General features: G+C 43.4%; 19 protein-coding genes and 1 riboswitch. Of the genes, 9 read left to right on the forward strand and 10 right to left on the reverse strand.

The genetic code is table 11. From position 1 onward, the window contains the following. Window positions 1–48: 48 nt before the first annotated feature. Window positions 49–990: a S1 RNA-binding domain-containing protein gene (locus ACAX20_RS12325; RefSeq protein ID WP_371186604.1), complete on the forward strand. Its 942-nt coding sequence runs from the start codon at window positions 49–51 to the stop codon at window positions 988–990. Between the two features lie 239 nt (window positions 991–1,229). Here ACAX20_RS12325 and ACAX20_RS12330 read toward each other — a convergent pair whose 3' ends face one another. Genes ACAX20_RS12330 through ACAX20_RS12345 form a run of 4 tightly spaced genes read right to left on the reverse strand, consistent with a single transcriptional unit; the run spans window position 1,230 to window position 4,535 of the window. Continuing rightward, window positions 1,230–1,976, reverse strand: a complete 747-nt coding sequence (locus tag ACAX20_RS12330) for a metal ABC transporter permease (protein ID WP_371186606.1) — start codon at window positions 1,974–1,976, stop codon at window positions 1,230–1,232. 29 nt (window positions 1,977–2,005) lie between these two features. Beyond that, window positions 2,006–2,947 carry a metal ABC transporter solute-binding protein, Zn/Mn family gene (locus ACAX20_RS12335; protein WP_371186608.1) on the reverse strand — a complete coding sequence of 314 codons (942 nt, stop codon included), beginning with the start codon at window positions 2,945–2,947 and terminating at the stop codon, window positions 2,006–2,008. Beyond that, window positions 2,931–4,193: a hypothetical protein gene (locus tag ACAX20_RS12340; RefSeq protein WP_371186610.1), complete on the reverse strand. Its 1,263-nt coding sequence runs from the start codon at window positions 4,191–4,193 to the stop codon at window positions 2,931–2,933. The genes ACAX20_RS12335 and ACAX20_RS12340 overlap by 17 nt, the downstream gene beginning before the upstream one ends. Before the next feature lie 60 nt (window positions 4,194–4,253). Next, window positions 4,254–4,535 (reverse strand): hypothetical protein, encoded by a 282-nt coding sequence (locus ACAX20_RS12345; protein WP_371186612.1) that lies wholly within the window; start codon window positions 4,533–4,535, stop codon window positions 4,254–4,256. A 239-nt stretch (window positions 4,536–4,774) separates the two neighbouring features. On the opposite strand from ACAX20_RS12345, the gene ACAX20_RS12350 reads away from it, so the two are divergent. Continuing rightward, window positions 4,775–5,581: a crotonase/enoyl-CoA hydratase family protein gene (locus ACAX20_RS12350; RefSeq protein ID WP_371186614.1), complete on the forward strand. Its 807-nt coding sequence runs from the start codon at window positions 4,775–4,777 to the stop codon at window positions 5,579–5,581. Window positions 5,582–5,676: 95 nt separating this feature from the next. Here ACAX20_RS12350 and dapA read toward each other — a convergent pair whose 3' ends face one another. After that, entirely contained in the window at window positions 5,677–6,573 is an 897-nt protein-coding gene (gene dapA / locus ACAX20_RS12355) for a 4-hydroxy-tetrahydrodipicolinate synthase (RefSeq protein WP_371186616.1), read from the reverse strand. A 99-nt stretch (window positions 6,574–6,672) separates the two neighbouring features. After that, window positions 6,673–6,854, reverse strand: a riboswitch (Lysine riboswitch). A 202-nt stretch (window positions 6,855–7,056) separates the two neighbouring features. On the opposite strand from dapA, the gene ACAX20_RS12360 reads away from it, so the two are divergent. Both ACAX20_RS12360 and arcA read left to right on the forward strand, forming a co-directional pair. Then, window positions 7,057–8,088, forward strand: a complete 1,032-nt coding sequence (locus ACAX20_RS12360; protein ID WP_371186618.1) for a methyltransferase — start codon at window positions 7,057–7,059, stop codon at window positions 8,086–8,088. Between the two features lie 429 nt (window positions 8,089–8,517). Further along, entirely contained in the window at window positions 8,518–9,240 is a 723-nt protein-coding gene (gene arcA, locus ACAX20_RS12365; protein WP_371186619.1) for a two-component system response regulator ArcA, read from the forward strand. An 84-nt stretch (window positions 9,241–9,324) separates the two neighbouring features. On the opposite strand, the gene ACAX20_RS12370 is transcribed toward arcA, so the two are convergent. Next, window positions 9,325–9,657: an Hpt domain-containing protein gene (locus ACAX20_RS12370; RefSeq protein ID WP_371186621.1), complete on the reverse strand. Its 333-nt coding sequence runs from the start codon at window positions 9,655–9,657 to the stop codon at window positions 9,325–9,327. A gap of 447 nt (window positions 9,658–10,104) precedes the next feature. Here ACAX20_RS12370 and folE2 point away from each other — a divergent pair, with 447 nt between their 5' ends. The 4 genes from folE2 to ACAX20_RS12390 all read left to right on the forward strand — a co-directional run bounded on the left by folE2 (window position 10,105) and on the right by ACAX20_RS12390 (window position 18,251). After that, the gene (gene folE2 / locus ACAX20_RS12375; RefSeq protein WP_371186623.1) at window positions 10,105–11,031 is read left to right on the forward strand and encodes a GTP cyclohydrolase FolE2; all 927 of its coding nucleotides are present in this window, start codon (window positions 10,105–10,107) and stop codon (window positions 11,029–11,031) included. A gap of 416 nt (window positions 11,032–11,447) precedes the next feature. Next, window positions 11,448–15,908: a glutamate synthase large subunit gene (gene gltB, locus ACAX20_RS12380; RefSeq protein ID WP_371186625.1), complete on the forward strand. Its 4,461-nt coding sequence runs from the start codon at window positions 11,448–11,450 to the stop codon at window positions 15,906–15,908. A 16-nt stretch (window positions 15,909–15,924) separates the two neighbouring features. Then, window positions 15,925–17,367 (forward strand): FAD-dependent oxidoreductase, encoded by a 1,443-nt coding sequence (locus ACAX20_RS12385; protein ID WP_371186627.1) that lies wholly within the window; start codon window positions 15,925–15,927, stop codon window positions 17,365–17,367. Between the two features lie 239 nt (window positions 17,368–17,606). Further along, complete coding sequence (locus ACAX20_RS12390; protein WP_371186629.1) at window positions 17,607–18,251, forward strand: response regulator; 645 nt, start codon at window positions 17,607–17,609, stop codon at window positions 18,249–18,251. Window positions 18,252–18,360: 109 nt separating this feature from the next. Here the strand turns inward: ACAX20_RS12390 and ACAX20_RS12395 are convergent, their stop codons facing one another. From ACAX20_RS12395 to ACAX20_RS12410, 4 genes are all read right to left on the reverse strand, one after another. Further along, the gene (locus tag ACAX20_RS12395) at window positions 18,361–21,798 is read right to left on the reverse strand and encodes a PAS-domain containing protein (protein WP_371186632.1); all 3,438 of its coding nucleotides are present in this window, start codon (window positions 21,796–21,798) and stop codon (window positions 18,361–18,363) included. Window positions 21,799–21,831: 33 nt separating this feature from the next. Next, window positions 21,832–22,269: a hypothetical protein gene (locus ACAX20_RS12400; protein WP_371186634.1), complete on the reverse strand. Its 438-nt coding sequence runs from the start codon at window positions 22,267–22,269 to the stop codon at window positions 21,832–21,834. Between the two features lie 136 nt (window positions 22,270–22,405). Continuing rightward, window positions 22,406–24,142 (reverse strand): sodium:solute symporter family protein, encoded by a 1,737-nt coding sequence (locus ACAX20_RS12405; RefSeq protein ID WP_371186636.1) that lies wholly within the window; start codon window positions 24,140–24,142, stop codon window positions 22,406–22,408. Beyond that, complete coding sequence (locus tag ACAX20_RS12410; RefSeq protein ID WP_371186638.1) at window positions 24,142–24,396, reverse strand: DUF4212 domain-containing protein; 255 nt, start codon at window positions 24,394–24,396, stop codon at window positions 24,142–24,144. The genes ACAX20_RS12405 and ACAX20_RS12410 overlap by 1 nt, the downstream gene beginning before the upstream one ends. A gap of 237 nt (window positions 24,397–24,633) precedes the next feature. Between ACAX20_RS12410 and ACAX20_RS12415 the strand changes: the two genes are divergently transcribed. Then, window positions 24,634–26,523: a putative nucleotidyltransferase substrate binding domain-containing protein gene (locus ACAX20_RS12415; protein WP_371186640.1), complete on the forward strand. Its 1,890-nt coding sequence runs from the start codon at window positions 24,634–24,636 to the stop codon at window positions 26,521–26,523. The last annotated feature ends 38 nt before the right edge of the window (window positions 26,524–26,561 follow it).

Genomic DNA, 26,561 nt, shown 5'->3' on the forward strand with positions numbered 1-26,561 from the left:
TAGGGTACAATAACGCTCTTACCTATTTCAGTCGGCACAGGAACATTTATGGCCACTATCGGCAAACGCAATTTACTTACTGTCATCAAATTAACCGATTTTGGTGCTTATCTCGATGCCGGTGAACTCGGAGAGGTATTATTACCAAAACGCTTTGTACAGCCTGAACATCAAGAAGGTGAACAAGTTGATGTGTTTATCTACTTCGATTCTAGCGATCGTTTGGTTGCAACCACTGAAATTGCCAAAGGTGAAGTCGATCAGTTTGTTAGCCTAAAATGTATTCAAACCAATAAAATGGGCGCGTTTTTAGATTGGGGCTTGAGTAAAGACTTGTTAGTCCCCTTTAATCAGCAAAAGCCAAGAATGGAAGAAGGCAAGTATTACTTGGTTAAAATCTACCAAGATAAATATACTGACCGAATCGCTGCGACCAATAAAATCGACCGCTTTTTAGATATTTGGCCGACGAACTATGAAATTGGCGAGCGCGTTAACCTAACGATAGCTAACCGCACTGATTTAGGTGTTAAAGCCATTATCAACGACAAACACTGGGGACTGATTTTTGCCAGCGAAATATTTAAACCGTTGCGCTCAGGGATGAAAATAACTGGCTACGTTAAAAACGTGCGCCAAGACGGTCGTGTTGATTTAACCTTAAACCGTACGGGCATGAGCAAAATTAACGACTTTGCGCCACAGTTTATTGATTATCTCAACGCTCATAATGGTTTTTCTCATATCCACGATAAGAGCACACCAGAGCAAATTAACGACACCTTCGGGGTCAGTAAAAAAACTTTAAAAAGCACCATCGGCAACTTGCTAAAACAGGGAAAAGTTAGCGTTGAAGCAAACGGAGTGCGTTTGGTCGTTAATAGCAAAGCTAATGCGAAAAAGCCTGCAAACACGAAAACCCCTAGCAGTTCAAAAGCACAGCGCCAACCAACGCAAAAATCAGGCAGAAAGCCTGATAATAAACGCTAGCTCATCACATCCTGTGTACGACAGAAGTCATATGTTTTAACACAAAAAATGGAGGCGAATAGAAGCCTCCATTTTTATAGATACCGACTTATCTTTATAAGTAATGATCTATCGTTTGCTCGCGTTAACACATACTCTAGGCTCTAGCTTCAACCTATACGTCCTAGTGTTAAGCGCCAGCTCTATTGCTTTTTAGCTCGATTATGTCGGTGATGTATTCAATGGCTCTGTCTGTACAGTTACGCAGCTCTTACCAGTTTACTCACACTAACAAAGATAACGGCACAACACGCTAAGGCCCAAACGACACTTGCCCCAGAAGGGAGATCCCAAATCACTGATGCGGCTAACCCCACGACAAAGGCAGTCGCCCCCACTAGGTATGCCCATAGGTAACGATAACGGGTTAAATTTGTTGTGGCTAAAGCCGGGATAATCAAGCAACTGAATACCAAAAACACCCCAACCATCTGTACCGAACTGGTAATGATCAGCGCAAACATGAAATAAAACGCTTTGCCTTGCAACCAGTGTGGACGTAAAACAAAACATAACAATGCTGCCGCATACAACGCCATATGCGGGTACAGATCAGTAAAGGTGACCCATAGTATTTGCCCAGACAAAACTTGTTTAAGTAAGTCTGCGCCATGCGGGTCATTAGCGAGCAGTAAGAAAGCCCCCGTTGCCGAGAGAACGTACAAACAACCAATTAATGCTTCTAAGTGTTGCCGTGCGTATTTTTCAAATACAGCAATCGCTCCCGCACCAACTAACGCAAAACTCACTGCAACCGAATATTGCGCCATAGGGATATGATGAGCAATATCACTTGCTGCTACCATAACCGCACCTAGCCCAGCAACTTGAGCAATTGCTAGATCGATAAAAATAATCTCACGCTGCAGCACTTGAAAGCCAAGCGGAATGTGAGTAAGCAATACCAATAAACCGGCGACCAATGCAGGTAATAGTATATCCAACATGTCCAGTATCACATCACAACCCTACTCGATCAATCACGAGATTCAATAGCATTTAACAGTAACTCGATATGGCTGTCCATTAAAGCGAATAGATCACTACTTTGTGAGTTGCCCCCAACCGTATAGGGTAATTGCAGTGCCTTAATGGCAGACTTACTGGCAAGCCAGTTAGCACCTTTATCGTCATGATAAGCCGTGTAAACAATGGCGATAATATCTTCGCTCTTGGTTTGTGATAGCAACGACATTAAGTGACTCGTCGTCGGAGGTAACCCTGGTTTTGGTTCTAAATCAGCTACCTGTTCTATAGCCAAAAAGTCGAATAAGTAACGAAACGACGAATGGTAGCCGATAACTTTACGTCCATGTAACGGTGTTGCTTGTTGTTGCCAACGTGCTATAGCCTGTTGCCAACGGCGCTGAAAATCATCAAACCTTTGCTGATAGACATCAGCATTTTCAGCATCAAGGCTTTGCATTTTTTCGGTAGTCGCTTTAGCGATCTGTAATAAACGATGCGGATCCAAATGTACGTGAGGATTACCTGCCGCATGGACATCGCCCATAGACGCATCGACACGGTCCAGCACATCTAAGTTTTCAACCACATCTGATGCGAAAAGCACCCCTGAACCGTTTACCTTCACCGCACTGTTACCGGCCTTCATTTGCAACATCGGCAGCCAACCAATTTCTAAATCGGCACCAGCACAAATAAGTAAATCGGCTCTACGTAATTTGGCGATAAGGCTTGGCCTAGCCTGTACAAAATGAGGATCCTGTTTGGCCGTTGTTGCACTATTGATGGTAATTAATTCACCACCGAGTTCACGTACTAACGAAGCATATTCCGGCTCACAGGCAAATACGTTTAATGCCGCGCGAGCAGGCAACGCTAGCATCAAACATGCTGCTAGCGTCACGCTCAAATATTTGCCCCATTGGTTATGTTGCTTAGAATTGGTGTGCACTATGATCTCCTAAGACCATCGAAAATTGCAGAGTCACTTGATTATCGGTTATCTCTTCAACAGATTTATCTTGGTTAAATTGCCAACGTACCGTTGAGAAATGTGAATGGCGATATTCGACCATTGCTGTGGCAATGGATGGCCTAAAACCATCGGAATAAGGCGCATCAAAATCAACTTCAGAGTAACGCAATCCAGCAGCCCAGTTTGGACTAAATTGGTATACACCACTGACATAATAACCATGGTGTTCGCCATGCTGTTCATCATGATGCATATTTTCTGCTAGCATGCTTATTTCATCCGCATGAACGCCATGTTCTTCGTGCTCTTCATGATGGCCTAGCTCACCATCTTCTTTTACCCAAAAGTACTCAGCTGCAAATGTTAGATTTTGGTATTTGTAATTGCCATCAGGCGCCCATTTCCATACAAAATCAACTAAATAAGAGTCTTTTTTTCCGCTAAAGTCACAAGCACCGGCAATGAAATGCTCTTCGAGCCCTTCTTCGTGCTCATGCTCTGCTTCGTGTTCATCTTCATGAGCGTGATCTTCTTCATGGCCATGGTCGTGTGCAGAACACGCACCTTTGTCATTATCAAAGCCTAAATACGATACCCCTAATTGCCAACTTTGTTCTTCATTGATATCGCCACCAGTTTTCACAAACAGCGACGTTGCGCCAACTCCGCTACCATCACTATACGCCGGCATTTGCCCGCCTTTGAATAATTCACTACCAATTTCTAAATATAGATCGGTTGGTGCCACCCATGACACTCGCACACCATCATCATAATAGTGATCATTTAAAAAGGCGCGATAGACCAATGGGCGATCGGCAAAACTGTCGGTATGCGCATGCTTGTTATTTAAATAACCAACATTTGATAAAAAGCGACCAACACGCAACGATAGACCATAATCTAGCCCTATGGTTTGCACAAACGCTTCTTCTAATTCTATTTCGGTTGCGCCGTCATGCTCATCTAACACCAAGCTAACCTTACCGTAGAACATATCATCAATCGGAGCTGATAATGTCAGCTCAGTATGATCCACCCAAAAGCCTTGCTTTAACCCCGCGGCATGTTCATCAACCCCATAACCGGCAATTCCGTTAAACTCATCTCGCTCGGTATAGCCAACATTGATTACTGAGCTAATATTTATATTGTCCGCAGCGAACGTTGAAAATGACGTACTGGCTACCATTGTGGCAACCGCTAATTTTTTAATTTGCATTGATAAATTTCCACCTAAAAGTAACTGAAAAAATCAGTTAAAAACGACCTGTAAAATGATTTAGTAACAGGAGGTTTGCGGTGGGGCACGCGGATTTGGCAAGCAAAGCGACGGTTTAATTGTCTCATGTTGCTTGGCATAGAGAGGGAGCGAAAAGACTACTTGAGAGATGCGATCAGCGTAATCATCAACAACGAAATCATCGTTAAGAACGCTCACATGACATAAATAACATAGCGTATCTTGATGTTTATAATCAAAGTGTTCGCCAAGATGATCTGCCTTAGCAAGCGGGATCAGCAACATTGCGATAAATAAGCCTACGCTTAATACCGTTTTCATTGCCTGATTTGCTCTTATTTGCCGAATCATCATCCGTTAATATCGCTACTTGATAGGATGCGTTGTCTATCACAACGCTTTTCATTTTGTGACATTATAACAATTACTCAACGCATTGCATCAATTAAATTTAATCACCACATTTGTTATTTTTTATCCAATCCCATAGAGTAAAAACAAACGGCCATGATCGGCATGAACTAGGAAATACATTGGTCATTAGCAAATGGAGAGCTGATATGGTTACCCTTGAGATTAAAAATACGATCGCTTTTGTCACACTTAATCGCCCTGACAAACTTAACGCCTTAAATATGCCAATGTTTAAGCAACTTGATAGCACGATTAAATCGTTACGTAAAAATCGGCAAGTTCGCGCGGTGATCGTTTCTGGCAGTGGGGCAAGTTTTTGTTCTGGTCTCGATATTAAAGCCATTATGAACTCGCCGAGTAACGTTATACGGTTGCTATTTAAATGGCTACCTTGGCAAGCAAACTTAGCACAACGTGTCAGTTATGGCTGGCGACAATTGCCCGTCCCAGTTATATTTGCTATCCACGGTCATTGCTATGGCGGTGGCTTACAAATTGCCTTAGGTGGGGACTATCGAATTGCCAGTAGTGATGCCCACTTTTCGATTATGGAAGGTAAATGGGGATTAATCCCCGACATGGCCGGTAATGCGCCTCTAAGTGAGCTGATGCCTTATGACCAAGCCCTTAAGCTCGCTATGACCGCTGATGTTATTGACGCGAAGCAAGCACGGTCATTTAATCTGATCAGTGAAGTTGCGAATAATCCACTACAACAGGCTATTGACCTAGCTAAGCGCTTAATCGAACGATCCCCCGACACCGTCGCTGCCAATAAACGCCTGTACCGTCGGTGTTGGCATAGTGGCAAAGGTCGTTGGCTAATGCTAGAAAGTATTTACCAAATAAAAAACATGCTCGGTAAAAACATGAAAATTGCCATCAAGCGGCAACAACAAAAAGATGCAAAGCAAGAGGTTAGTGACGAATATCAACCCAGAATGCGCTGGTAGCGAATCGCGAGTTATTTTTAAAACGCCGAACCAGCGTGAGTTTATTTCGACAGGTAACCAATTGCCAGTTACCTGTGTTCAAAGCTGCGCAGCGATTAAGCTGTGACGTTTTTATACCAAGCACTAATAGCCTCATCAGCTGTCTGCAGATTAGTATGACTTGGCAATTCGCGATGTGTTAGTGGCGCACGCAATACCGGTGTGCTAATTTGCCCTTGTTTGTGCATTAACACTTTAACAGGAATAGGGTTAGCCACCTCAAATAAAGCACTAACGGCATTGTACCATGTTGGAAATAAGCCTTGAGTTTCACCGGCCAGTGATTTACGCACGTACAAGTTAGTTGCCTCAGGCCAAGCATTAGCGCATACCGAAACCAACCCTACAGCCCCCGCTGAGGCTAAATATGGCATCAAGCCATCTTCACCTGAGTACATTTTTAGGTTGGGGGCTGCCTCAACATAGGCAAGAAACTCATTGATATCACCGCTAGCTTCTTTCATCGCCCAAAGATTTGGATGCTGAGCGAGGTTTGCAACCGCCTGTACAGGGATGCTCGCGCCAGTTCGTGATGGCACGTTATAAATCATGCACGGTAATAACGCGGCATCCATTAGCGCCTTAAACCACTCAGTTTGTCCCACTACACCTGGTTTTGTATATAGCGGTGCAGTAAGTAAATAGCAGTGCACAGGCAATTGATTACAACGTTTGATCCATTCTTGCTGTTGTGTAAGGTTAGAGCCGCCAACAGCGACCATTAGCGGTACTGTTGGCTGCAAGTCACATACAAACTTAACGATTTCGTATTGTTGCTCTGGCTCAATGGCAAGTCCTTCGCCCGTACTACCACAAATTAAAATACCATTGTTGGCTCGCTCTTGTTGAGCAACGACGCTTTTTAGGCTGGCAAAGTCTACTTGGCCTTGTTCATCAAACGGCGTTACCAATGCGGTCCACAAAGAAAAGTCATCAAGTTGAAAAGTTGTCATGTTTTGTCTCATTACTGCCCGAATGACAGCACGAATCGAGCGCTCCATTCGGCGATTTTTTATTAGAAAAGTGAAAGACTGGTGTAACGTCAAACCGCTACGACCAGAAGCACTCCACTTAACCCATATTCGTTAAGCGACAGCTGCACGGATTCAGCCGTTACAGCCGACATTGTGACGCCCTATATCGTCACAATGCCTCGGCGATAATCCCCATCATTATCTATCTTCGGGTTAGGCCCTCCAGATAACTGCCTGGTTAACGCTCCTCTTCTGATCCCCTATAATTGAGGAAATATATCAGTGCAATATTTTGCTGACTAATACCAATAGGCATAAAGTGCCAGTTATTTAATCATTTTAGTACTAACAATGCAATCTGAGGCAAGCCCGAACGTATGGCAAAATTTGCTTTTTAAATATTTGCTAGCGTGAGAAAATACCATGGCAGATAGTAATCAATAATCAACTTGGCACATCCTTATGAGTTTAACTAACCCGTCACAACTTCTTGTTCGCAATATGCATTTACTCGAAGGAAACAATATCTTGGTCATCGGCTGCCCCGATCCATTATTTTTTCAAGAACTAAGTGAACACAGCCCGCATGCCCAAGTGACAAGTTACAACATCAACTATGCCGATCATCAGGCGATTAAACAACAAAACCCAGATGTCGACTGTGTATTTAGCGAGCAATATCACACAATCAATAAGCATGACTTAGTCATCTATTATTTTCCAAAATCAAAGCCTGAATTTGTTATGCACATGGCCATGCTCAGTAATTATTTAACTGAACAGGCTATTGTGATGTTCGTTGGCGAAAACAAAGGTGGGGTCAAGTCCGTTACTAAGCTAGCCAAACCTTATGCAGCGCGTTGTGATAAGGTCGACTCGGCGCGCCACTGTATCTTATTCGAAATGATTTTTAATAATCAAAGCTGCGACTTTGACCTAGAACAATGGTTTAAATCCTACCCATTAACCCTAAATGATACCACTCTGATAGTTAAGGCACTGCCAGGCGTCTTTAGCCATAGTGAACTTGATATTGGCACTAAGTTACTATTAGACAATTTGCCAGCGTTATCGGGACAAGTGCTTGATTTTGGTTGTGGTGCTGGTGTTATCGGTTGTTTCGTAAAAAAAGCCAATCCGCACGTTCGCATCGATATGCTCGATGTAAATGCCCTAGCGATCGCCAGTGCAAAACGTACTCTGCAAGAAAACCAACTTGAGGGTCACGTATTCGCATCCAATGGCTTACAGCAGGTTACTGATAATTACCATGTGGTATTATCAAACCCACCGTTTCATCAGGGTTTAAAAACCCATTACTTCGTTACGGAACAATTTTTAGAAAATATTAAGCATCATATGCAACCTAAAGCGACACTCACCATTGTCGCCAATAACTTTTTAAAGTACGCCCCTATCATCAAGAACGCGTTAAATAACTATCAATTAATCGCCAATGAACGTGGCTTTGCTATTCATCAGGCACAACGATAATCTCCACAATCCAATCACAGACAACGGCTTGTTAACACTGCGTAAGACACTGTAAAACAGGCCGTTAAAGCAACGTGTCGATTTACACTCAGATCACATTCTGCTAATCGAAAATTGGCAAATTTAAACGCCTAATAACCACAAAAATACTCTGGCAATTACAATTTGTTGCAAACACAAAATTAACACACCTGACCAGAAACAGAACACAAAACCGCTTAAAATCATAGATATAACAAAAAAACAACATCTTAAAATAACAACTTTACGCTTACATTTTTACAACAATTTCACCATTGTTTAGTTGTTAACTTTAATTATCATATGCGCACTGAAAAATAGACTCGTTTACTCGACACAGATTCGAGTAACAAACTAACCAACATATGCTCGCTACATACTTTGGTGATATTGAACTTTGAGGTATATATGATCAACCAGTCCCAGGCTAAGATTCTTATTGTCGAAGACGAAGAAATTACCCGCATCAACCTGAAAAACCTATTTGAAGCCGAAGGTTATGAAACGTTTGTTGCTACCGATGGTGAAGAAATGGAACGCCAATTAACCGAGCGTAACATTGACTTAGTGTTGATGGATATCAACCTTCCAGGTAAAAATGGCTTATTGCTAGCCCGTGAAATCATCGAACGCAATGATAAAGGTTTGATGTTCATCAGTGGCCGTGATAGCGAAGTAGACAAAGTTCTTGGTCTAGAGATTGGTGCCGACGATTACGTCACCAAGCCATTTAACCCACGCGAATTAACCATTCGTGTACGTAATCTTTTAAAACGTTTAAGCCAGGTAGAAACAGCAACCCCTGTTGCAGACACCGAAACTATCCGTTTTAACGACTGGCAGTTAGATCCAAACTCTCGTCAAATGACGTCTCCTAAAGGTGATACCTTCCCTATTCCTCGTGGTGAATACCGTGCTTTACGCCTACTTATGGCTAATCGCGGAAAAATTGTTACACGTCAGGCGTTAATTCAAGAAATGACGGGCCGTGATTTGCGTGAAAACGATCGTACGGTTGATGTGACCATTCGTCGTTTACGTAAGCATTTTGAGTCAGATGATACTAGCCCTGAATTTATCAACACCATTCACGGTGAAGGCTACCGCTTTGTAGGTAATATCGAAGCCTAATTCATCGAATTAAGTCGTAAATACAAAATAGGCAAAGGTCGATAACCTTTGCCTATTTTTTTATCTGCTATTGCACGACTTGGATCATGCTAAAAACTGTTTAAGCTGCACCAAGCATTCGTTGTTTAGCTGTTTAGCCTCGGCAAGTTTGTCAGTCATGTGCTGTTGATTGGCACAGGTATATTCCATATCACCTAATAATTGATGCAGCGCCTTTAGGCCCATATTGCCTGCTGCGGATTTCATCGTGTGACAGCCTTTTTGCCATGCTTGTTTGTCGTTATGATCGATGGCGGTCGCTAAATCGGTAAAATAATTTGTTGCTTGCTGCTCATATAAACTCAGCGTCTGCAAAAACACATCTTTACCAAGCGCCTCAGTATATTCGCTAATAATTACGGTATTTAAATGTTCCATAATACGTCCCAGTTGCCTGCGATTTATTGTCTACTAACACAGAAAGTACTGCATTTGCCCGACGATACCATGTTTTTACTACAGCGTCTTGCCTTGCGAAAAAAAACAGTTGCACAACCACGGCGTGACATAAACGCCACACCATAATAACAATAACCAAACATCCTGAGAAAATGGCCAGAAAATATCTACTTAGCCACTCTTGAAAGCCAATATTTCAACGCCATATAGTGTGAACTGCCAATTATATTGGCTAGACTTTGCTAAATATCTTGCCATTAGGCTCTATGTGTAAACAACAACTTACACGATATTTACCAGTAATTACGTGTTTTTCCGTAAATTCACAAAAAAGAGTAAAAAAATGGGCAATTTTTCGCTAGAATATGCGCCCTGAAATCATTCGACATGTTCAGTAATAACGTTGTAATAGGAAACTGATAAATAATGCCAACATCAATGCCAGATATCGCTAATCAAACAGCGGCACAAACCGAAGGCACACTCGACAGAGTGGGCATGGGTAATATTGAAATGCCTATCATGTTAGCGGCGAAAGATGAAGCTGAGCGCGTCATTAATGCGCATATTGACGCATTTGTTAACTTAACGCAGCCAAAAGCCAAAGGCATTCATATGTCTCGTTTGTATTTGGCGTTGGATGATCTTGCCAGTAATAGTGTCCTAAACTACCCGTCACTGGTGTCGTTATTAAACGACTTCATTACTTCGCATGAAGACTTAAGTGATACCGCCTACGTTAAGTTTGCCTTTGATTATCCAATCCGTCGCGAAGCGTTATTAAGTGGTAAGAAAGGTTGGCGTGTATACCCAGCTGCCATTATCGGTAAGTTAGAAAAAGGCGTATTAGATATTGAGCTATCTATCGATATCGCCTATTCATCGACTTGTCCGTGTTCAGCAGCTCTAGCACGTCAACTAATTCAAAAATCGTTTGCTGATAAATTTGCTGGTCAAGCTCAGGTGGACAATGAAGATGTTCACGCATGGCTGGGCACTACTGAAGGTATTGTTGCGACGCCGCATTCACAACGTTCGATTGCTGAAATTAAAGTAAAACTTAACTCGCAAGTAGACTCGTTTCCAATTACCGATATCGTCGATACCGTTGAAGCTGCGCTGCAGACACCGGTGCAATCAGCAGTAAAACGTGAAGACGAGCAAGAATTTGCCCGCCTCAATGGTCAAAACCTAATGTTCTGTGAAGATGCCGCTCGTCGCGTACAACACGCAATGAACTTAATCGATGGCTATGATGATTTTTGGGTTAAAATTAACCATCTTGAATCATTACATGCGCATGATGCGGTAGCGGTAACCACCAAAGGTATCGCTGGCGGTTACCAACCATAACGGTGCAACGCAACCAATATTGCGATTAATCAGCATATTGTGTAGAGCCAAATTCGATAATCGTTCGAATTTGGCTTTTTTGTTTCTATCGCAAGTTTCATTACTGACCCTAGCCAAACTCCCCCTATTTCATATCAGGTATCAGCTTGCGCTCACCTGTGCAGCATAAACAGCCATTACTTTCTGTTAAAACTGCTCGCCACACCAACACGAATGTTAACAAAACATCAACACAGCACCCGTAAATGTAAACCAATCATCAAGAGCAATAACTCTAATTAGTATTGACCTTTGTATATCATCCCTATATCTTTAGAAGTTCCCCTATGAAAAAACGCGATATTTATTCATTTTTTATTCTTATTTATCCGCGTTGTTAGCAAATTATTCATCTACATGAATACAGGAGTTATTGCATGCAACTTTATGATCGCAATTTCCAAAAAGATAATTGCGGATTTGGCCTTATCGCTCACCAAGAAGGCGAACCGAGTCATAAATTAATAAAAACCGCTATTGCCGCTCTGGATAGAATGCAACATCGCGGTGGCATCGCTGCCGATGGCAAAACAGGTGATGGCTGTGGCTTACTTATGCAAAAACCTGACAGTTTTTTCCAAGAGATTGCTGCAGACAATCATTGGAAACTGAGCAGTAAGTATGCTGTCGGTATGATTTTTCTTAGCCCTAATCCCGACGAAGCGCTAATTAGTAAACAAATTCTAGAACACGAGTTGACCGAAGAGACTCTTGATGTGGTTGGTTGGCGAAAAGTACCGACCGATATTAATGTGCTTGGTCCTATCGCCAAAGGTAACCTACCCGCCATTGAACAAGTGTTTATTAATTGTCCGTCAGGTTGGCGCAGTCAAGATTTTGAGCGACGCTTATTCATGGCGCGCCGACGTGCCGAGAAGCGTATCAATGACAAACGCTTTTACGTTGCCAGCCTGTCTTGCTTGGTGACCATCTACAAAGGCCTGGTGATGCCAAAAGATCTACCAAACTTTTATTTAGATCTTGCTGACATTCGCATGCAATCAGCAATTTGTGTCTTTCACCAACGTTTTTCAACGAATACCTCACCGCAGTGGCATTTAGCACAGCCATTTCGTTATTTAGCTCATAACGGTGAGATAAATACCATTCGTGGCAATCGCCAATGGGCCAAAGCCCGAACGTATAAATTTAAAACGCCATTAATCCCTGATCTTAAAGATGCCGCACCATTTGTTAATGAAAGTGGCTCTGATTCATCATCGTTAGATAACATGCTGGAATTATTCCTTGCTGGTGGCATGGATCTGTATCGAGGCATGCGCTTGTTAATGCCACCGGCGTGGCAGAATAACGGTACTATGGATGACGACTTGCGTGCTTTTTACGAGTTTAACTCGATGCATATGGAGCCTTGGGATGGTCCAGCGGGTATCGTTATGACCAATGGTCGCCACGTTGCTTGTAATCTTGACCGCAACGGCTTGCGCCCAGCTCGTTATGTTCGTACTCGTGACGGCTTTATCACCTTAGCTTCAGAAATAGGCATTTGGGACTATGGTGAAGATGAAGTCATTGAAAAAGGCCGCGTCGGTCCAGGTGAAATGCTCAGTGTCGACACCTATACGGGCACCTTATTTAAGTCGAGTGATATCGACAACGAACTCAAATCACGCCACCCATATCGAAAATGGCTAGACAACAATAGTCGCCGTTTGGTGCCATTTGAAAAGTTAACCGCCGAACTAGCCGGCAAACGCGTGTTTAGCGATGCGGAAATGGCCTGCTATCACAAGCTGTTTAATTATTCCTATGAGGAAATTAATCAAGTCATCAAGGTGATGGCAGAAAATGCTCAAGAAGCAACAGGCTCAATGGGTGATGATACGCCAATGGCGGTATTATCTAGCAAATCGCGAACGCTTTATGATTACTTTCGTCAGCAATTCGCGCAAGTGACTAACCCGCCCATAGACCCGCTACGCGAACGTTACGTGATGAGCTTAGCTACGTGTATTGGCCGCGAACATAATGTTTTTAATGAAACAACAGGCCTTGCTGATCGGGTATTGTTTGAAACGCCAATAATGATGTATACCGGTATAAAACAGTTACGTGAACTTGATGACGAACATTATCGGTGTGAGACCATTTCGCTAAATTATCATCCCGCTGAAGGTTTAGAAAACGCCCTATTACGGGTATGCGACCAAGCAACACAGTTAGTGCGTGAACAACGCGTCGTTATTCTTATTTTAAGTGACCGTAAAGTAAGTAAAGATACATTACCTATCCCTGCAGCAATGGCCGTCGGTGCAGTACAAAAGCGCCTGATTGATGAGAACCTACGTTGCGATTCAAATATCGTTGTCGAAACAGCAAGCGCTCGTGATCCACATCACTTTGCTGTTTTATTAGGACTTGGTGCAACCGCGATATATCCATTCTTAGCGTATGAAACCATTGAAACGTTAGTCGAAAAAGGACAATTAGACCTTCATCCAAAACAAGCATTAACCAACTATCGTAATGCGATTAATAAAGGCTTATTAAAGATCCTGTCAAAAATGGGCATCTCATCTATTGCCAGTTATCGTTGCGCCGGCTTATTCGAAGTGGTTGGTCTCAATCAAGATATCATGCAGTTATGCTTTGAGGGCATCCCAAGTCGTATTCAAGGCAGTAATTTTGACGATCTACAGCAAGATGCGATTAACCTAGCACGCCGTGCATGGTTACCACATCAAAAAATCAGTCACGGTGGCTTATTAAAATACGTACATGGTGAAGAGTATCATTGCTTTAATCCTGATGTGGTATCAAGCTTACAGCGCGCTGTACAAACGGGAGATTATCAAGCGTATAAAGTATTCGCCAAAGCTGTCAATGAGCGTCAACCGGCAACGATACGCGATCTACTGGCATTAAAAGAAGATCAAGAAAGTATAAAACTGGATAAAGTAGAAGCCGCTGAAGCTATGTTTCAACGCTTCGACAGTGCAGCTATGAGTATCGGTGCACTAAGCCCCGAAGCACATGAAGCGTTAGCCATAGCAATGAACCGCTTAGGAGGTTTTTCTAACTCAGGTGAAGGCGGTGAAGATGCCAGCCGTTTTGGTACGGTTCGTAACTCGCGCATTAAGCAAATAGCTTCAGGGCGCTTTGGCGTGACGCCTCACTACTTAGTCAATGCTGATGTGTTACAAATCAAAATTGCGCAAGGGGCTAAACCTGGTGAAGGTGGTCAACTACCTGGTGATAAAGTCACCCCGTTAATCGCCAAACTGCGTTTTTCGGTGCCAGGAGTTACGCTCATTTCGCCACCACCGCATCATGATATTTACTCGATTGAAGATTTAGCGCAGCTAATTTTTGACTTAAAACAAGTTAACCCAAGCTGTATCGTCTCGGTAAAATTAGTGTCGGGTCCTGGTGTTGGCACCATTGCCTCGGGTGTTGCGAAAGCCTATGCCGACTTCATTACCATTTCTGGCTACGATGGCGGTACCGGTGCCAGCCCATTAACATCAGTTAAGTACGCAGGCTGTCCATGGGAGCTTGGTCTTGCGGAAGCACATCAATCTCTGGTTGATAATGAACTGCGTCACAAAGTTCGCCTGCAGGTTGATGGTGGCTTAAAAACCGGTGTTGATATCATCAAAGCGGCTATTTTAGGTGCCGAAAGCTTTGGTTTTGGTACTGCGCCTATGGTGGCGCTTGGTTGTAAGTTCCTGCGTATTTGTCACTTAAACAACTGCGCGACAGGTGTTGCAACGCAAGATCAGTTATTACGTGACGAGTATTTCAAAGGCTTGCCAGAGCAAGTGATGAACTACTTTAAATTTATTGCTGAAGAAGTTCGTGAGTTGTTAGCCAAACTCGGCGTCGCCTCATTGCAAGAACTGATCGGTAGAACAGATTTACTTGAACAATTACCAGGGCTTACCAGTAAACAGCAAAAGTTAGATCTATCTCCTATTCTGGCTGCGGTAAAACCAAGTAAACACACGGCGCTGTATCAAACAGAGAAAAACGAGCCATTTGATAAAGCGGTGTTAAACAATAATATTCTTGCTCAAGTTAGCGAGGCTATTACAGAGAAAAGCGGCGGCGAATATTACTTTAATGTGCAAAATACCGATCGTAGCGTTGGCGCGCTAATCTCAGGTGAGATCGCTCGTCAGCACGGCGATCAAGGCATGGCTAGCCACCCGATTCAGTTGAATTTAACCGGTACGGCAGGTCAAAGCTTTGCCTGCTTTAACGCCGGAGGTTTGCATATCCGCTTAACCGGTGATGCCAACGATTATGTTGGTAAAGGTATGGCTGGTGGCATCGTTGCCGTTATGCCGCCTAAAGGCGTTACCTACCAAACGCATTTAACGCCGATTATGGGGAACACCTGCTTGTACGGTGCTACCGGTGGTAAGCTCTACGCCGCGGGGCGCGCTGGTGAACGTTTTGCCGTTCGCAACTCAGGATGTCATGCCATCGTTGAAGGTGCCGGCGATCATGCCTGTGAATATATGACCGGCGGTGTTGTTACCTTCTTAGGTGATGTCGGCCTTAATTTTGGCGCGGGCATGACCGGTGGTTTTGCCTACGTGCTTGACGAACAGAACGATCTACAAAGTCGTCTCAATGGCGAGTCGATAGAGATCGTTGATTTGCAATCGTTAACCATTCATCAAGAGCATCTGCGCGGTATTATCAATCACCACTTAGAAGAAACGGGTAGCCCAAGAGCGGCTTACATTCTCGAAAATTTTGCTGAGTTTGCAACAAAATTCAAGTTGGTTAAGCCAACCGCAACGGATGTAAAAACCCTGCTAGGTCATCGCAGTCGCAGCGCTGCAGAGCTTAGAGTGCAAGCGCAGTAATCAATAGGATTGTGTTATGAGTAAGAATGTTTATCAATTTATTGATGTAAAAAGAATTGATCCGCCAAAGAAAGCGATTGATGTACGCAAAGCTAACTTTGTGGAAATCTATCAGCCGCTAAGTAATGAGCAAAGTGCCGGCCAAGCGGATCGTTGCTTAGACTGTGGTAATCCTTATTGTGAGTGGAAGTGCCCTGTCCATAATTATATTCCACAATGGCTAGAGCTGGTCACTGAAGGTAAAATATTAGAAGCGGCTGAATTGTGCCATCAAACGAACTCGTTACCTGAAATGTGTGGCCGAGTTTGTCCTCAAGACAGGTTATGTGAGTCGGCGTGCACATTAAATGATGAATTTGGTGCTGTCACCATAGGTAATATTGAAAAGTTTATTACCGATAGCGCATTTGCCATGGGTTGGACGCCTGACTTGAGTCATGTCGTCGATACCGGTAAGACGGTTGCTGTTATTGGCGCAGGCCCTGCAGGCCTAGCATGTGCGGATGTGCTCACCCGCAACGGCGTAAAGGTAACGGTTTATGACAAGCAAGCTGAAATTGGTGGCCTACTGACCTTTGGTATTCCGAGCTTTAAATTAGAAAAAGAGGTGGTCGTTAGACGTCGTAAAATCTTTGAAGGCATGGGAATTACCTTTAAATTAAACACCGATGTCGGTAAAGACATCAGCTTTAGCGAGATTAGCGACCAATACGACGCGGTATTTTTAGCTCTTGGAACATACACGGATATGACCGGTGGTTTTGCCAATGAGCAAGCCAACGGTGTTTACAACGCCTTAGATTACCTGATTGCCAATACCCAACATACCATGGGCTTAACCGATAACGTCAAACCTTACACCAACTTTAAAGATAAAAAAGTCGTGGTACTAGGGGGCGGTGATACCGCTATGGATTGTGTGCGTACCGCTATTCGACAAGGAGCAAGCGAAGTCACGTGTGCTTATCGACGCGATGAAGCCAATATGCCTGGCTCACCACGTGAAGTACAAAACGCAAAAGAAGAGGGGGTAAATTTTCAATTTAATTTACAGCCTCTCGATATCGCTATCGATGCTGCTGGTAATGCCATTGGCGTTGAGTTTGTAAAAACCAAACTTGGTGAAGCGGATGCCAATGGCCGTCGCAGTCCAGAGCCAATCGCAGGCAGTGAATTCATCAAAGAAGCTGATGCTGTCATTATTGCTTTTGGTTTTCTACCTAGCCCGCCTAAATGGATGCTTGACGCGGGTGTTGAAACCGACAGCAAAGGCCGAGTAATTGCTTGTGACAATAGTGCATTTGCGATGCAAACGACCAAGCAAAACATCTTCGCGGGTGGTGATATGGTACGAGGCTCAGATCTTGTCGTCACCGCTATCGATGAAGGCCGCAAGGCTGCCTTAGGTATTTTGGATTTTGTCATGGCTGACGAATTACTGCACATTCAACAAGCCTAACGACAATAACGAAGCCAAGAGTTTTAATATCCATTAGGACTCTTGGCTTTTTACTGTATGACAGGCCTATCCAGCAAGCCTAGCCTACACGCTCTCAGCGCATTACAAAAGCCACTGATTTTTATATAAAAAACACTCGAATTGTGCATCACCCTGTAATAAAGTGGTAAGCATTGGGCAAACGATAAGCAGTCATAACTTGCAAATAACATTAACAGTTGGCCCTCATGGATGCACAAATGATACAAGCAGAAAAGATTATAATTGCCGACGATCACCCGTTATTTCGCCAAGCCCTGCTTGGTGTGCTCAGCAATAAAATGCCGCAAGTGAATTGGATACAAGCCGAGCATGCCGACCAGTTAGAGGGTGCTCTGCAACAGCACACAGATTCCGATTTATTGCTATTAGATCTTGATATGCCCAACGCTCACGGCTTTAACACCTTAATTCGTATTCGTAGTGAGTTTGCTCATATCCCCGTTGTCATTATTTCAGCATTTGAAGATGATGAAACAATCGCCAAAGCAATTGATTATGGTGCATCGGGTTACATTCCTAAATCCACACCACCGGAAGAAATGTTTGCTGCCATTAATTGCGTAATGCAAGGTGAAGTATGGTTACCTCAAGGCAATCAAGTCAGTCACTCTCATGATGACATTGCCGAGCGCTTAGCAAGCTTAACAAGTCAGCAATACAAAGTATTAAGAATGTTTGCTGATGGTATGCTCAACAAGCAAATCGCCTATGATTTACATGTCTCGGAAGCAACAATAAAAGCACATGCCACAGCCATTTTTAAAAAACTTAAAGTGCGCAATCGTACCCAAGCTGTCATAGCTATAAGCCACTTGCAACTAGAGCATCACTTTAGTGAATAATTGCTTATTTGCTGTTTAGTGCCGATTTATAGTTCGGTTATCGTGACACTTTGCTCTAAGCGCAGATTTACTGCCAGATAAACTGATTAGCTAAATTTCAGGGTTTACCTTAACCGTATATTCCTTGTAACCCTTGAGATAACTGCGCGTTTATCATCGCTCGCAATGCTGCCGGTTTAACCATTTTAGCTAAAAAGCCAAAGCCTAATTGTTGCGCTTTCGCTGGTAGTTCAGGATCGGTATTCGCAGTGATTAAAATGCATGGAATTTTGTGCCCTGCTGATTGCTCAATCGACGACAGCAACGCTAAGCCAGTGTGTTCATTTTCTAAATGATAATCCGCAATCACCATATCAATATCGTGAGCGTGTTTATCAAACATCTGCATACCTTGATGATACCCACCAGCTAAAATTGTTTTCACACCCCATACTTTTAATAAACTATCCAAGCCACTGAGCACCATTTCTTCATTATCAATACACAGTATCGTCAGGCCGTTTAACGTCCCCGATGTTTTCCTTATCGGCAACGGTTGCACTTGCGGTAATTCATCCGCTAGTGGCATACGTAAATAGAAGGTGCTGCCTTTTTGTTGAGTCGACTTAACGCCAATTTGCCCTCCTATAATCGTCGACAAGCTTTTCGCTATATTAAGGCCAAGCCCCAACCCCGCAGCGCCGCTACAACTGTCTGTATGCAGTTGGGTAAATTGTTCGAAAATAAATTGCTGTTTGTCTTTTGCAACCCCTGGGCCATCGTCGATAACTTGAATCTCAAGTTGCTGCCCTCGTTTGCGACAACCGAGTAGCACTTTACCATTCGCCGCGTACCGAAACGCATTGCCAATAAAGTTTTGTAATACGCGACGCACCAGTTTTATGTCGGAATCAAGCCAAAAGCTCATGTTAACGACACGAAACTCGACGTGATACTTCCCCGCAAGCAACTTGTATTCATCAATTAAATCATTTGCTAATGCTTGCAAATTGAAGCGACGATTTTGCGCTTTAATTTTACCGCTTTCGATACGGGCAATCTCGCCAAGCGACGCCAATAAATCATTCGCAACAGCTAGCGCATTTTCAATATTATTCACTTGCTGACGTTGCCAGTCGGTCAACTGATTGGCTTCAGATAATGCCGATGCGAACAGTTTTGCTGCTTCAAGTGGTTGCATTAAGTCATGTGAGCAGGCTTTTAAATATTGGCTTTTCTCTCGGCTGGTTTTCGCCGCCAAGTCATTCGCCTTGGCTAACGCTCTATTGGACTCTGCCAACGAACGAGTGTGTTGTTTCACAATACCTTCTAAATCGAGATTCTTTTCCGTTAAGATTTTTTCGACGTGCCGATACGCAGTGATGTCGGTGAAAATCATCACAAAACCACCACCCGGTAATGGATTGCCCTGTAAACGGATAGTTTTTCCATTTGCCAGTTCACGCACCGATTGGTGTGAGCTGCCCGCTTGCAAATAATCAATACGTTTATTGATTTTATGCTCAATATCCTCGCTACCAAACAATCCTCTTTGGGCGTTATAGCGGATTAATGATTCTATCGACTGCCCTCGAACTAATAAGGTATCTGGATAATCAAACAGCTCAATATACTTTTGATTCCAAGCAACAAGGTTAAGGTTTTCATCAATAATCGACATACCTTCACTGGCGTTTTCGATGGCACTGGTCAACAAGTCTAAACTGTATTCTCGTTTTTCAGATAACGCTTGCTCAACCAAAAAAGCAATGTCATTAAGATCGATATCTCGACCATCCATCGCGGAAGATAAGACTAACTGCGCCGAACTTGCTCCCATCACCCCGGATAATACTTTTTCCGTATGTTGTAAAAGCCGCTCATTAAACTGAGCTATGGCCATGCTGTCTTTAGGGTTGCAGCGCAAAAACTGGGCAAAGCTCTTTTCTGCTTTATCTTCGCCTAAAAAAGAGGCGACAAGCGCTTGTAACTCTTCCATCGCCAACATACGGCTAGCATGGCTGTGATAAGGTTGTGAAACATTTTGAGGGATAAAATATTGGGCTTGAATTCGCTCACGCACAGTCGGTCGTGTAAGCTGTGAAAACCACCATAACACCAGCACATTAACCGTTAAACTCAACAGCGTTGCCATCGTTGTCGCCGGTACTAAATTGTTTTCAAAAATACTCGGATACAACCCAAACGCAGGCAACAAGTTAAGAACAAACCACATCATAAAGCCGATACTGATGCCACTATACACACCAATAAGATTGGCATTGCGCCAATAAAAAGCAGCTAACAAGGCCGGCATTAACTGCGCTACGGCGCCAAATGCGATTTCACCCAGCGTCGACAACGTGTCGGCAGTCGTCAGTAAAAACACCACATAGCTTAAGGCAATAATGAATAGTGCTAACAGCTTACGCACCCTCAACATTTGCCACTTAAAATGAGTGAAGTCACCGACTACTTTGCTTTGTTGCTTAAAAAGTCTAGGAAAGACCACTTCATTACTGAGCATGGTACTTAGCGCCATAGTACAGATGATGACCATCGAGCTCGCAGCAGATATGGCGCCAACAAAAGCAAGCAGCGTTAGCCAACCTAGTTGATTAGCACTCGGTAATAATAAAACGTATGCGTCTCTTGGTGCCATATCACCCAATACATGAACGCCTGCAACACCTAGCGGTATCGCCAACAGAGCAAACGCCAGTAAGTACAAGGGAAACATTGTTCGCGCTAAACTAATATGACGAATATCTTTTAGCTCAACAATCATCACCTGAAATTGTCGAGGTAGCACCAAAAACGCAGCCATAACAATCACTAACAAGCCAAACATCGAGGTTAAACTTGGCAGTGTTGTTGCAGTAGATAGGTCAACGGATGTCGCCGCCTGCTCAAACAACTGCAGTGGAGAGTCATATAACCAAAAGCAAACAAAAATTCCAACCAATGTTAAGGCGATTAATTTAACAACCGACTCAAACGCAATTGCCAACATCACGCCTGGGTGTCGCTCGGTGACATTAATACTGCGAATACCAAATACAATAGTAAAACCAACCAATATCGCGCTAACCGCCAAACCTATTTGCCAGTTACTGAAATGCTCCTTAACCACCAATAGCTGAAAGCTGTTAACAATCGCTTTAATTTGCAAAGCAATATAAGGCAAGGTACCAATGAGAGTCACCATGGTGACGAGCACGGCTAATTGCGGAGATTTGCCAAAACGCGAGGCAAGTAAATCTGCTATCGATGTGAGATTGAGTTTTAAACTGGTTTTGATAAGACGGGTAATCACTGGCCAAGCAAATATAAAGAGTAAAATGGGGCCAAGATAGATAGGGATATGGGACAGGATATTGTCCGCCGCTTGTGCAGTCGTACCAAGGAAACTCCAAGACGTACAATATACACCGAGCGATAGCGCGTAAATTAAAGCATGGTTTTTAGATGAGATACGAGCATGAAATTTATGACCAGCTAGCGCAACTACAAACAGAAAACCGGTATACCCTAAACTAACCAGCAACAACACCCAATCTTCAAACATATACCCTGCCTATTGTTGTTATTCATCCACGCGCTATTTTATTGCGCCAACACTTTTAAATTCGCTAATGTAATTATCGCCTTGCGAGACTGCGACTAAGCGTAGTGTAACCATGGCTTTATCATCTTGTTCCACTGGCAAATGTGTTTCGCTTTGCCAATAAAAGGGAGAGTCTTGCATTTGCATAGGAAATACGCGAGTAACCTCACCGCTTTTCACCACCATTAAGGTAAGTTCGTCCATGGCAAAGGTCGTATTAATTTTTGTCAGGTTCGCTTGTTGGGTCAGCTTGATTTTTAGATCGCCACTTTGCAGTAAGCACGCGTCGCCTACCACATCACAACCCGGCTCTGGTGTTAATTGATACACACCGCCACCTTTTGTATGTTTGGCCCAATAATCAGCAGCAATATAGCCACCTAGTAGTAGGAACGGGGCAATAAAAATTGCCACTTTTGTGTGTCTATTCATATTTTTATCACAAAATTTCGTTTGCTAAACTTACGGTTTCTATAGTCACTGTATCGCAACAACGGGCAATAACCTAGTGTTACAATTCGGTTATTTGATAAGAAAAGGGCTTCACGATTGAAGCCCTATAACACGACTAGTGGTTGTGAGCGGCGCCTGCTCCCGATGGAATCCTAAACGATTCCACTAGGTTTTGGATTTCTTTCGGTGCAGGTCCGGTTACTTTCAAGATAATAAAGGCTACCGTAAAGTTAACAATGGCACCAACAACACCAAAGGCATTAGGAGATATACCAAAGAACCAGTTTTCGTCTAAGCCACCTAAAAACGAGGTACCCGAGATAAACATGATGCCTTTGTGCTGGAATACATACAGCATGGTTACGCCGATACCAGCAATCATGCCCCAAACAGCCGCCTTACCGCTCATTTTCTTGGAGAAAATGCCCATCATTAATGCCGGGAATAATGAGCTTGCTGCCAGGCCGAAGGCCAATGCAACCGTCCCTGCGGCAAAGCCAGGTGGATTAAGCCCCAAATATCCGGAAATAAGGATGGAGATGGTCATAACAATTCGTCCCCACCTAAGCTCACTTCGCTCTGACATATCTGGGGTTAAGACCCCTTTCATTAAATCATGGGAGACGGATGAGGAAATCGCCAACAATAAACCGGCAGCCGTCGATAGCGCTGCGGCAAGACCACCTGCTGCGACCAATGCGATAACCCAGTTAGGTAAATTTGCGATTGCAGGGTTAGCCAAAACCATAATGTCACGGTCAACTTTAACCATTTCATTTTGTTCATTATCTGCTACATACTGCACTTTACCATCATTGTTTTTGTCTTCGAATTTCAGTAGACCTGTTGTTTCCCAATTTTTAAACCACTGCGGACGCTCATCGTAAACTAAATGCTCGCCTTTAACCGGTTCAATGGTACTCATCAGATTTAATCGCGCCATTGCTCCAACCGCAGGTGCTACCGTGTAAAGTAATGCGATGAAAATGAGTGCCCAACCGGCTGATGCACGAGCGGCTTTAACACTTGGTACGGTAAAAAATCGCATAATAACGTGTGGCAAACCAGCAGTACCGATCATCAGTGACATAGTGTACGCAACCATATTCAGGCTACTGCCCATTTTTGACGTTGTGTACTCTTTAAAGCCAAGGTCAGTTACCACCATATCTAACTTATCGAGTAAGTACACGCCACTACCATCAGCGAGCGTAGAACCCAAACCAAGTTGTGGAATAGGGTTACCGGTTAATTGAAATGAAATGAATACCGCAGGAATGGTGTAGGCAAAAATAAGCACACAATATTGGGCGATTTGTGTATAGGTAATGCCCTTCATGCCACCTAATACCGCATAAACCCAGACAACGCCCATACCAATGCCCAAACCGACACCGTAGTCCACTTCTAAAAAGCGAGAGAAGGCGACTCCAACGCCTTTCATTTGACCGATAATGTAAGTCAAAGACGCGATAATTAAACAAATAACCGCAACAACCCGAGCTGTTTTTGAGTAATATCTATCGGAAATAAATTCAGGGACGGTAAACTTGCCGTGTTTACGCATATATGGCGCGAGTAGCATCGCTAGCAATACATAGCCGCCAGTCCAGCCCATTAAAAAGACCGAACCACCATAACCTAAGAAAGCTATCATGCCTGCCATCGAAATGAACGACGCGGCGCTCATCCAGTCTGCGCCTATTGCCATACCGTTTTGTATGGGTCCTACACCACCACCAGCAACATAAAAATCACTGGTTGAACTCGCTCTTGCCCACCAAGCAATGGCAAAGTACATGGCAAACGAGCCAAAAACGGCAATATAGGTATAGAGTTTTAATTCATCCATTATTTTTCTTCTCCTACACCGTATTTTTTATCAAGATCATTCATCTTTTTGCCATACCAAAAGATCAGTGCGACAAAGGTATAAATGGAGCCTTGTTGTGCAAACCAGAATCCCAGTTTATAGCCGCCTATGGTAATCACATTTAACTGTTCAACCAATAACAAACCAAAGCCAAACGAGACAACAAACCAAATCCCTAAGCAAATCAGGATCAGGCGCAGGTTTTCCTGCCAATATGAGCTGATTGATTCCACGAAACACCCCTTTTTTGAGTTATTTGTTTATATTCAATTACATAAATCAATTGTGGCGAACTCTACTAAATTGATGTGTTATCACACACATCACAATAAGTCGTTTATCAAATTAGCAACTAAACCGGTCGGGGGGTATTAAACTTTAGTCTATAATGACCTGCTATTTGTTGATTTTAGCTGTCGATGAATTTTTAATAATAAGCAGCAACACATAACCTAAACAGGTAGATAGCCATGGATAATGATGTAACGGACCTTATCGACTTTATAAGCCAAACAGAGCCGTTTTCAGCACTCGACAATCAGCAAAAGCAAGGTCTTGTTAAGCTGATCAAGATCACTTACATCCGCGCGGGCGAAAAATTATGCCAAGACGATTTTAACAACGATAACCTGTTTATTATTCGTAAAGGTGCCATCAACCACTGGCAAATCGAATCAGCTAATAAGCTACTGCTAGGTAAGTATGGTGAGGGTGATATATGCACAGCATTATGTAGCTGCCAATTAACCAATCAGAGTGACCCCAAAGAGCGAGAAAAGCATAGCAAGAGTCAAATCATAGCGGCGGAAGATTGCTTATTGTATGTCATCCATTGGCCTGATTTAGCTGAGCAGTTGCATAACAACAAGTTTGTGTTGCGTTATTTCCTTGAGTCATCAGCGCAAAAGCTAAAACACAAGGTAAAACAAATAAGTAACGATGCCATCGTCAACGCAACCTTAATGAACCAAACTATCGCCGATTTTTATAATGCTCCAGCGGTTAGCGTGGACATTAACACCAGCATTACCCAAGCGGCGAAAACCATGGCCGAACATGGTTTTTCGTCTTTATTGATCACCAATCAAGAGCAACTTGTCGGCATTGTTACCGATAAAGACTTGCGTAATCGCTGCTTGGCTAACAAGTTAAATCCAGATAGCGCGATAGGTAGCATCATGACTGAGCAATTGCTTACTATTGACCATCAAGCCAATGCATTTGATGCGCTGCAGCAAATGTCAGCAAAGCAAGTACACCACTTACCAGTCATGGCGCAAGGAAAGCTCTGTGGTATGTTATCGGCGGCAGATTTAATGCGCCAAGAGCAACGTAATGCCATTAACGTCAGTGCAAGGCTGCATCATGCACAATCACTCGATGAATTAATTGATGCCAGCAAACTGATACCTCAACTGCAACTGAAGATGACGAAAATGGGCACCACGGCATCCCATGTTGGTAAAACCATTAGTGCGATAGCCAATACCTTAACGTGTCGATTAATTGAAATGGCAGAGCAAACACTCGGCAGCCCACCTTGTCGCTATGCCTGGATCGCAGCAGGCTCACAAGCGCGCCGTGAGCAAGGAGCTCACTCTGATCAAGATAATGCCTTGATCATTGCTGACGATATTCAACCTAGCGATGATGCATGGTTTAAAGCGTTGGCGGAGTTTGTTTGTGATGGCTTAAATGCCTGCGGTATTGTTTATTGCCCAGGGCATATCATGGCAACCAACCCACAATGGCGACAACCAAGTAGCGTTTGGCATCAATATTTTCAGCAGTGGATCGAAACACCGGATCCTAAAGCCTTGTTAAACTGCAGTGTATTTTTTGATATGGCGTTAGTATATGGCGATGCTGAGTTACTTCACGATGTGCGCTCACAGATGTTACAACGCACTCAGGTCAACACCTTGTTTCTTGCACATTTGAGTAAAAATGCACTCTTGCACCGCCCGCCACTTGGTTTTTTTCGGGATTTTGTCTTGGAAAAAGATGGCAATAACAAAAACACCCTTGATTTAAAACATAAAGGATTAGCGCCGATTGTTGATTTGGCGAGAATTTACGCGCTTGCCGAAGGCGTTGCAGAGGTTGGCACTATCGAACGATTAAACGCAATCGCCGGCAGTGTATCACTAACCCAAAAATCAGCGGATGATTTAATCGATGCGTTTGAGTTTATGGGCATGTTACGGCTTGAACATCAAATGACACAGCTCGAATTACACCAACCAGCCGATAACTACCTAAATCCAAAGAAGCTCTCTCGTCTTGAGCGCGATCATTTAAAACACGCATTTAAAATCGTCCAGTCGCTGCAAGATGTGCGGCAAAGTGCATACGGGTAAGCTATGAAGTACTCCTTTAATAACCCAACGTTATGGCG

Source organism: Thalassotalea sp. Sam97 (assembly GCF_041379765.1).
In the GTDB taxonomy this organism is placed as follows: Bacteria; Pseudomonadota; Gammaproteobacteria; order Enterobacterales; family Alteromonadaceae; genus Thalassotalea_A; species Thalassotalea_A maritima.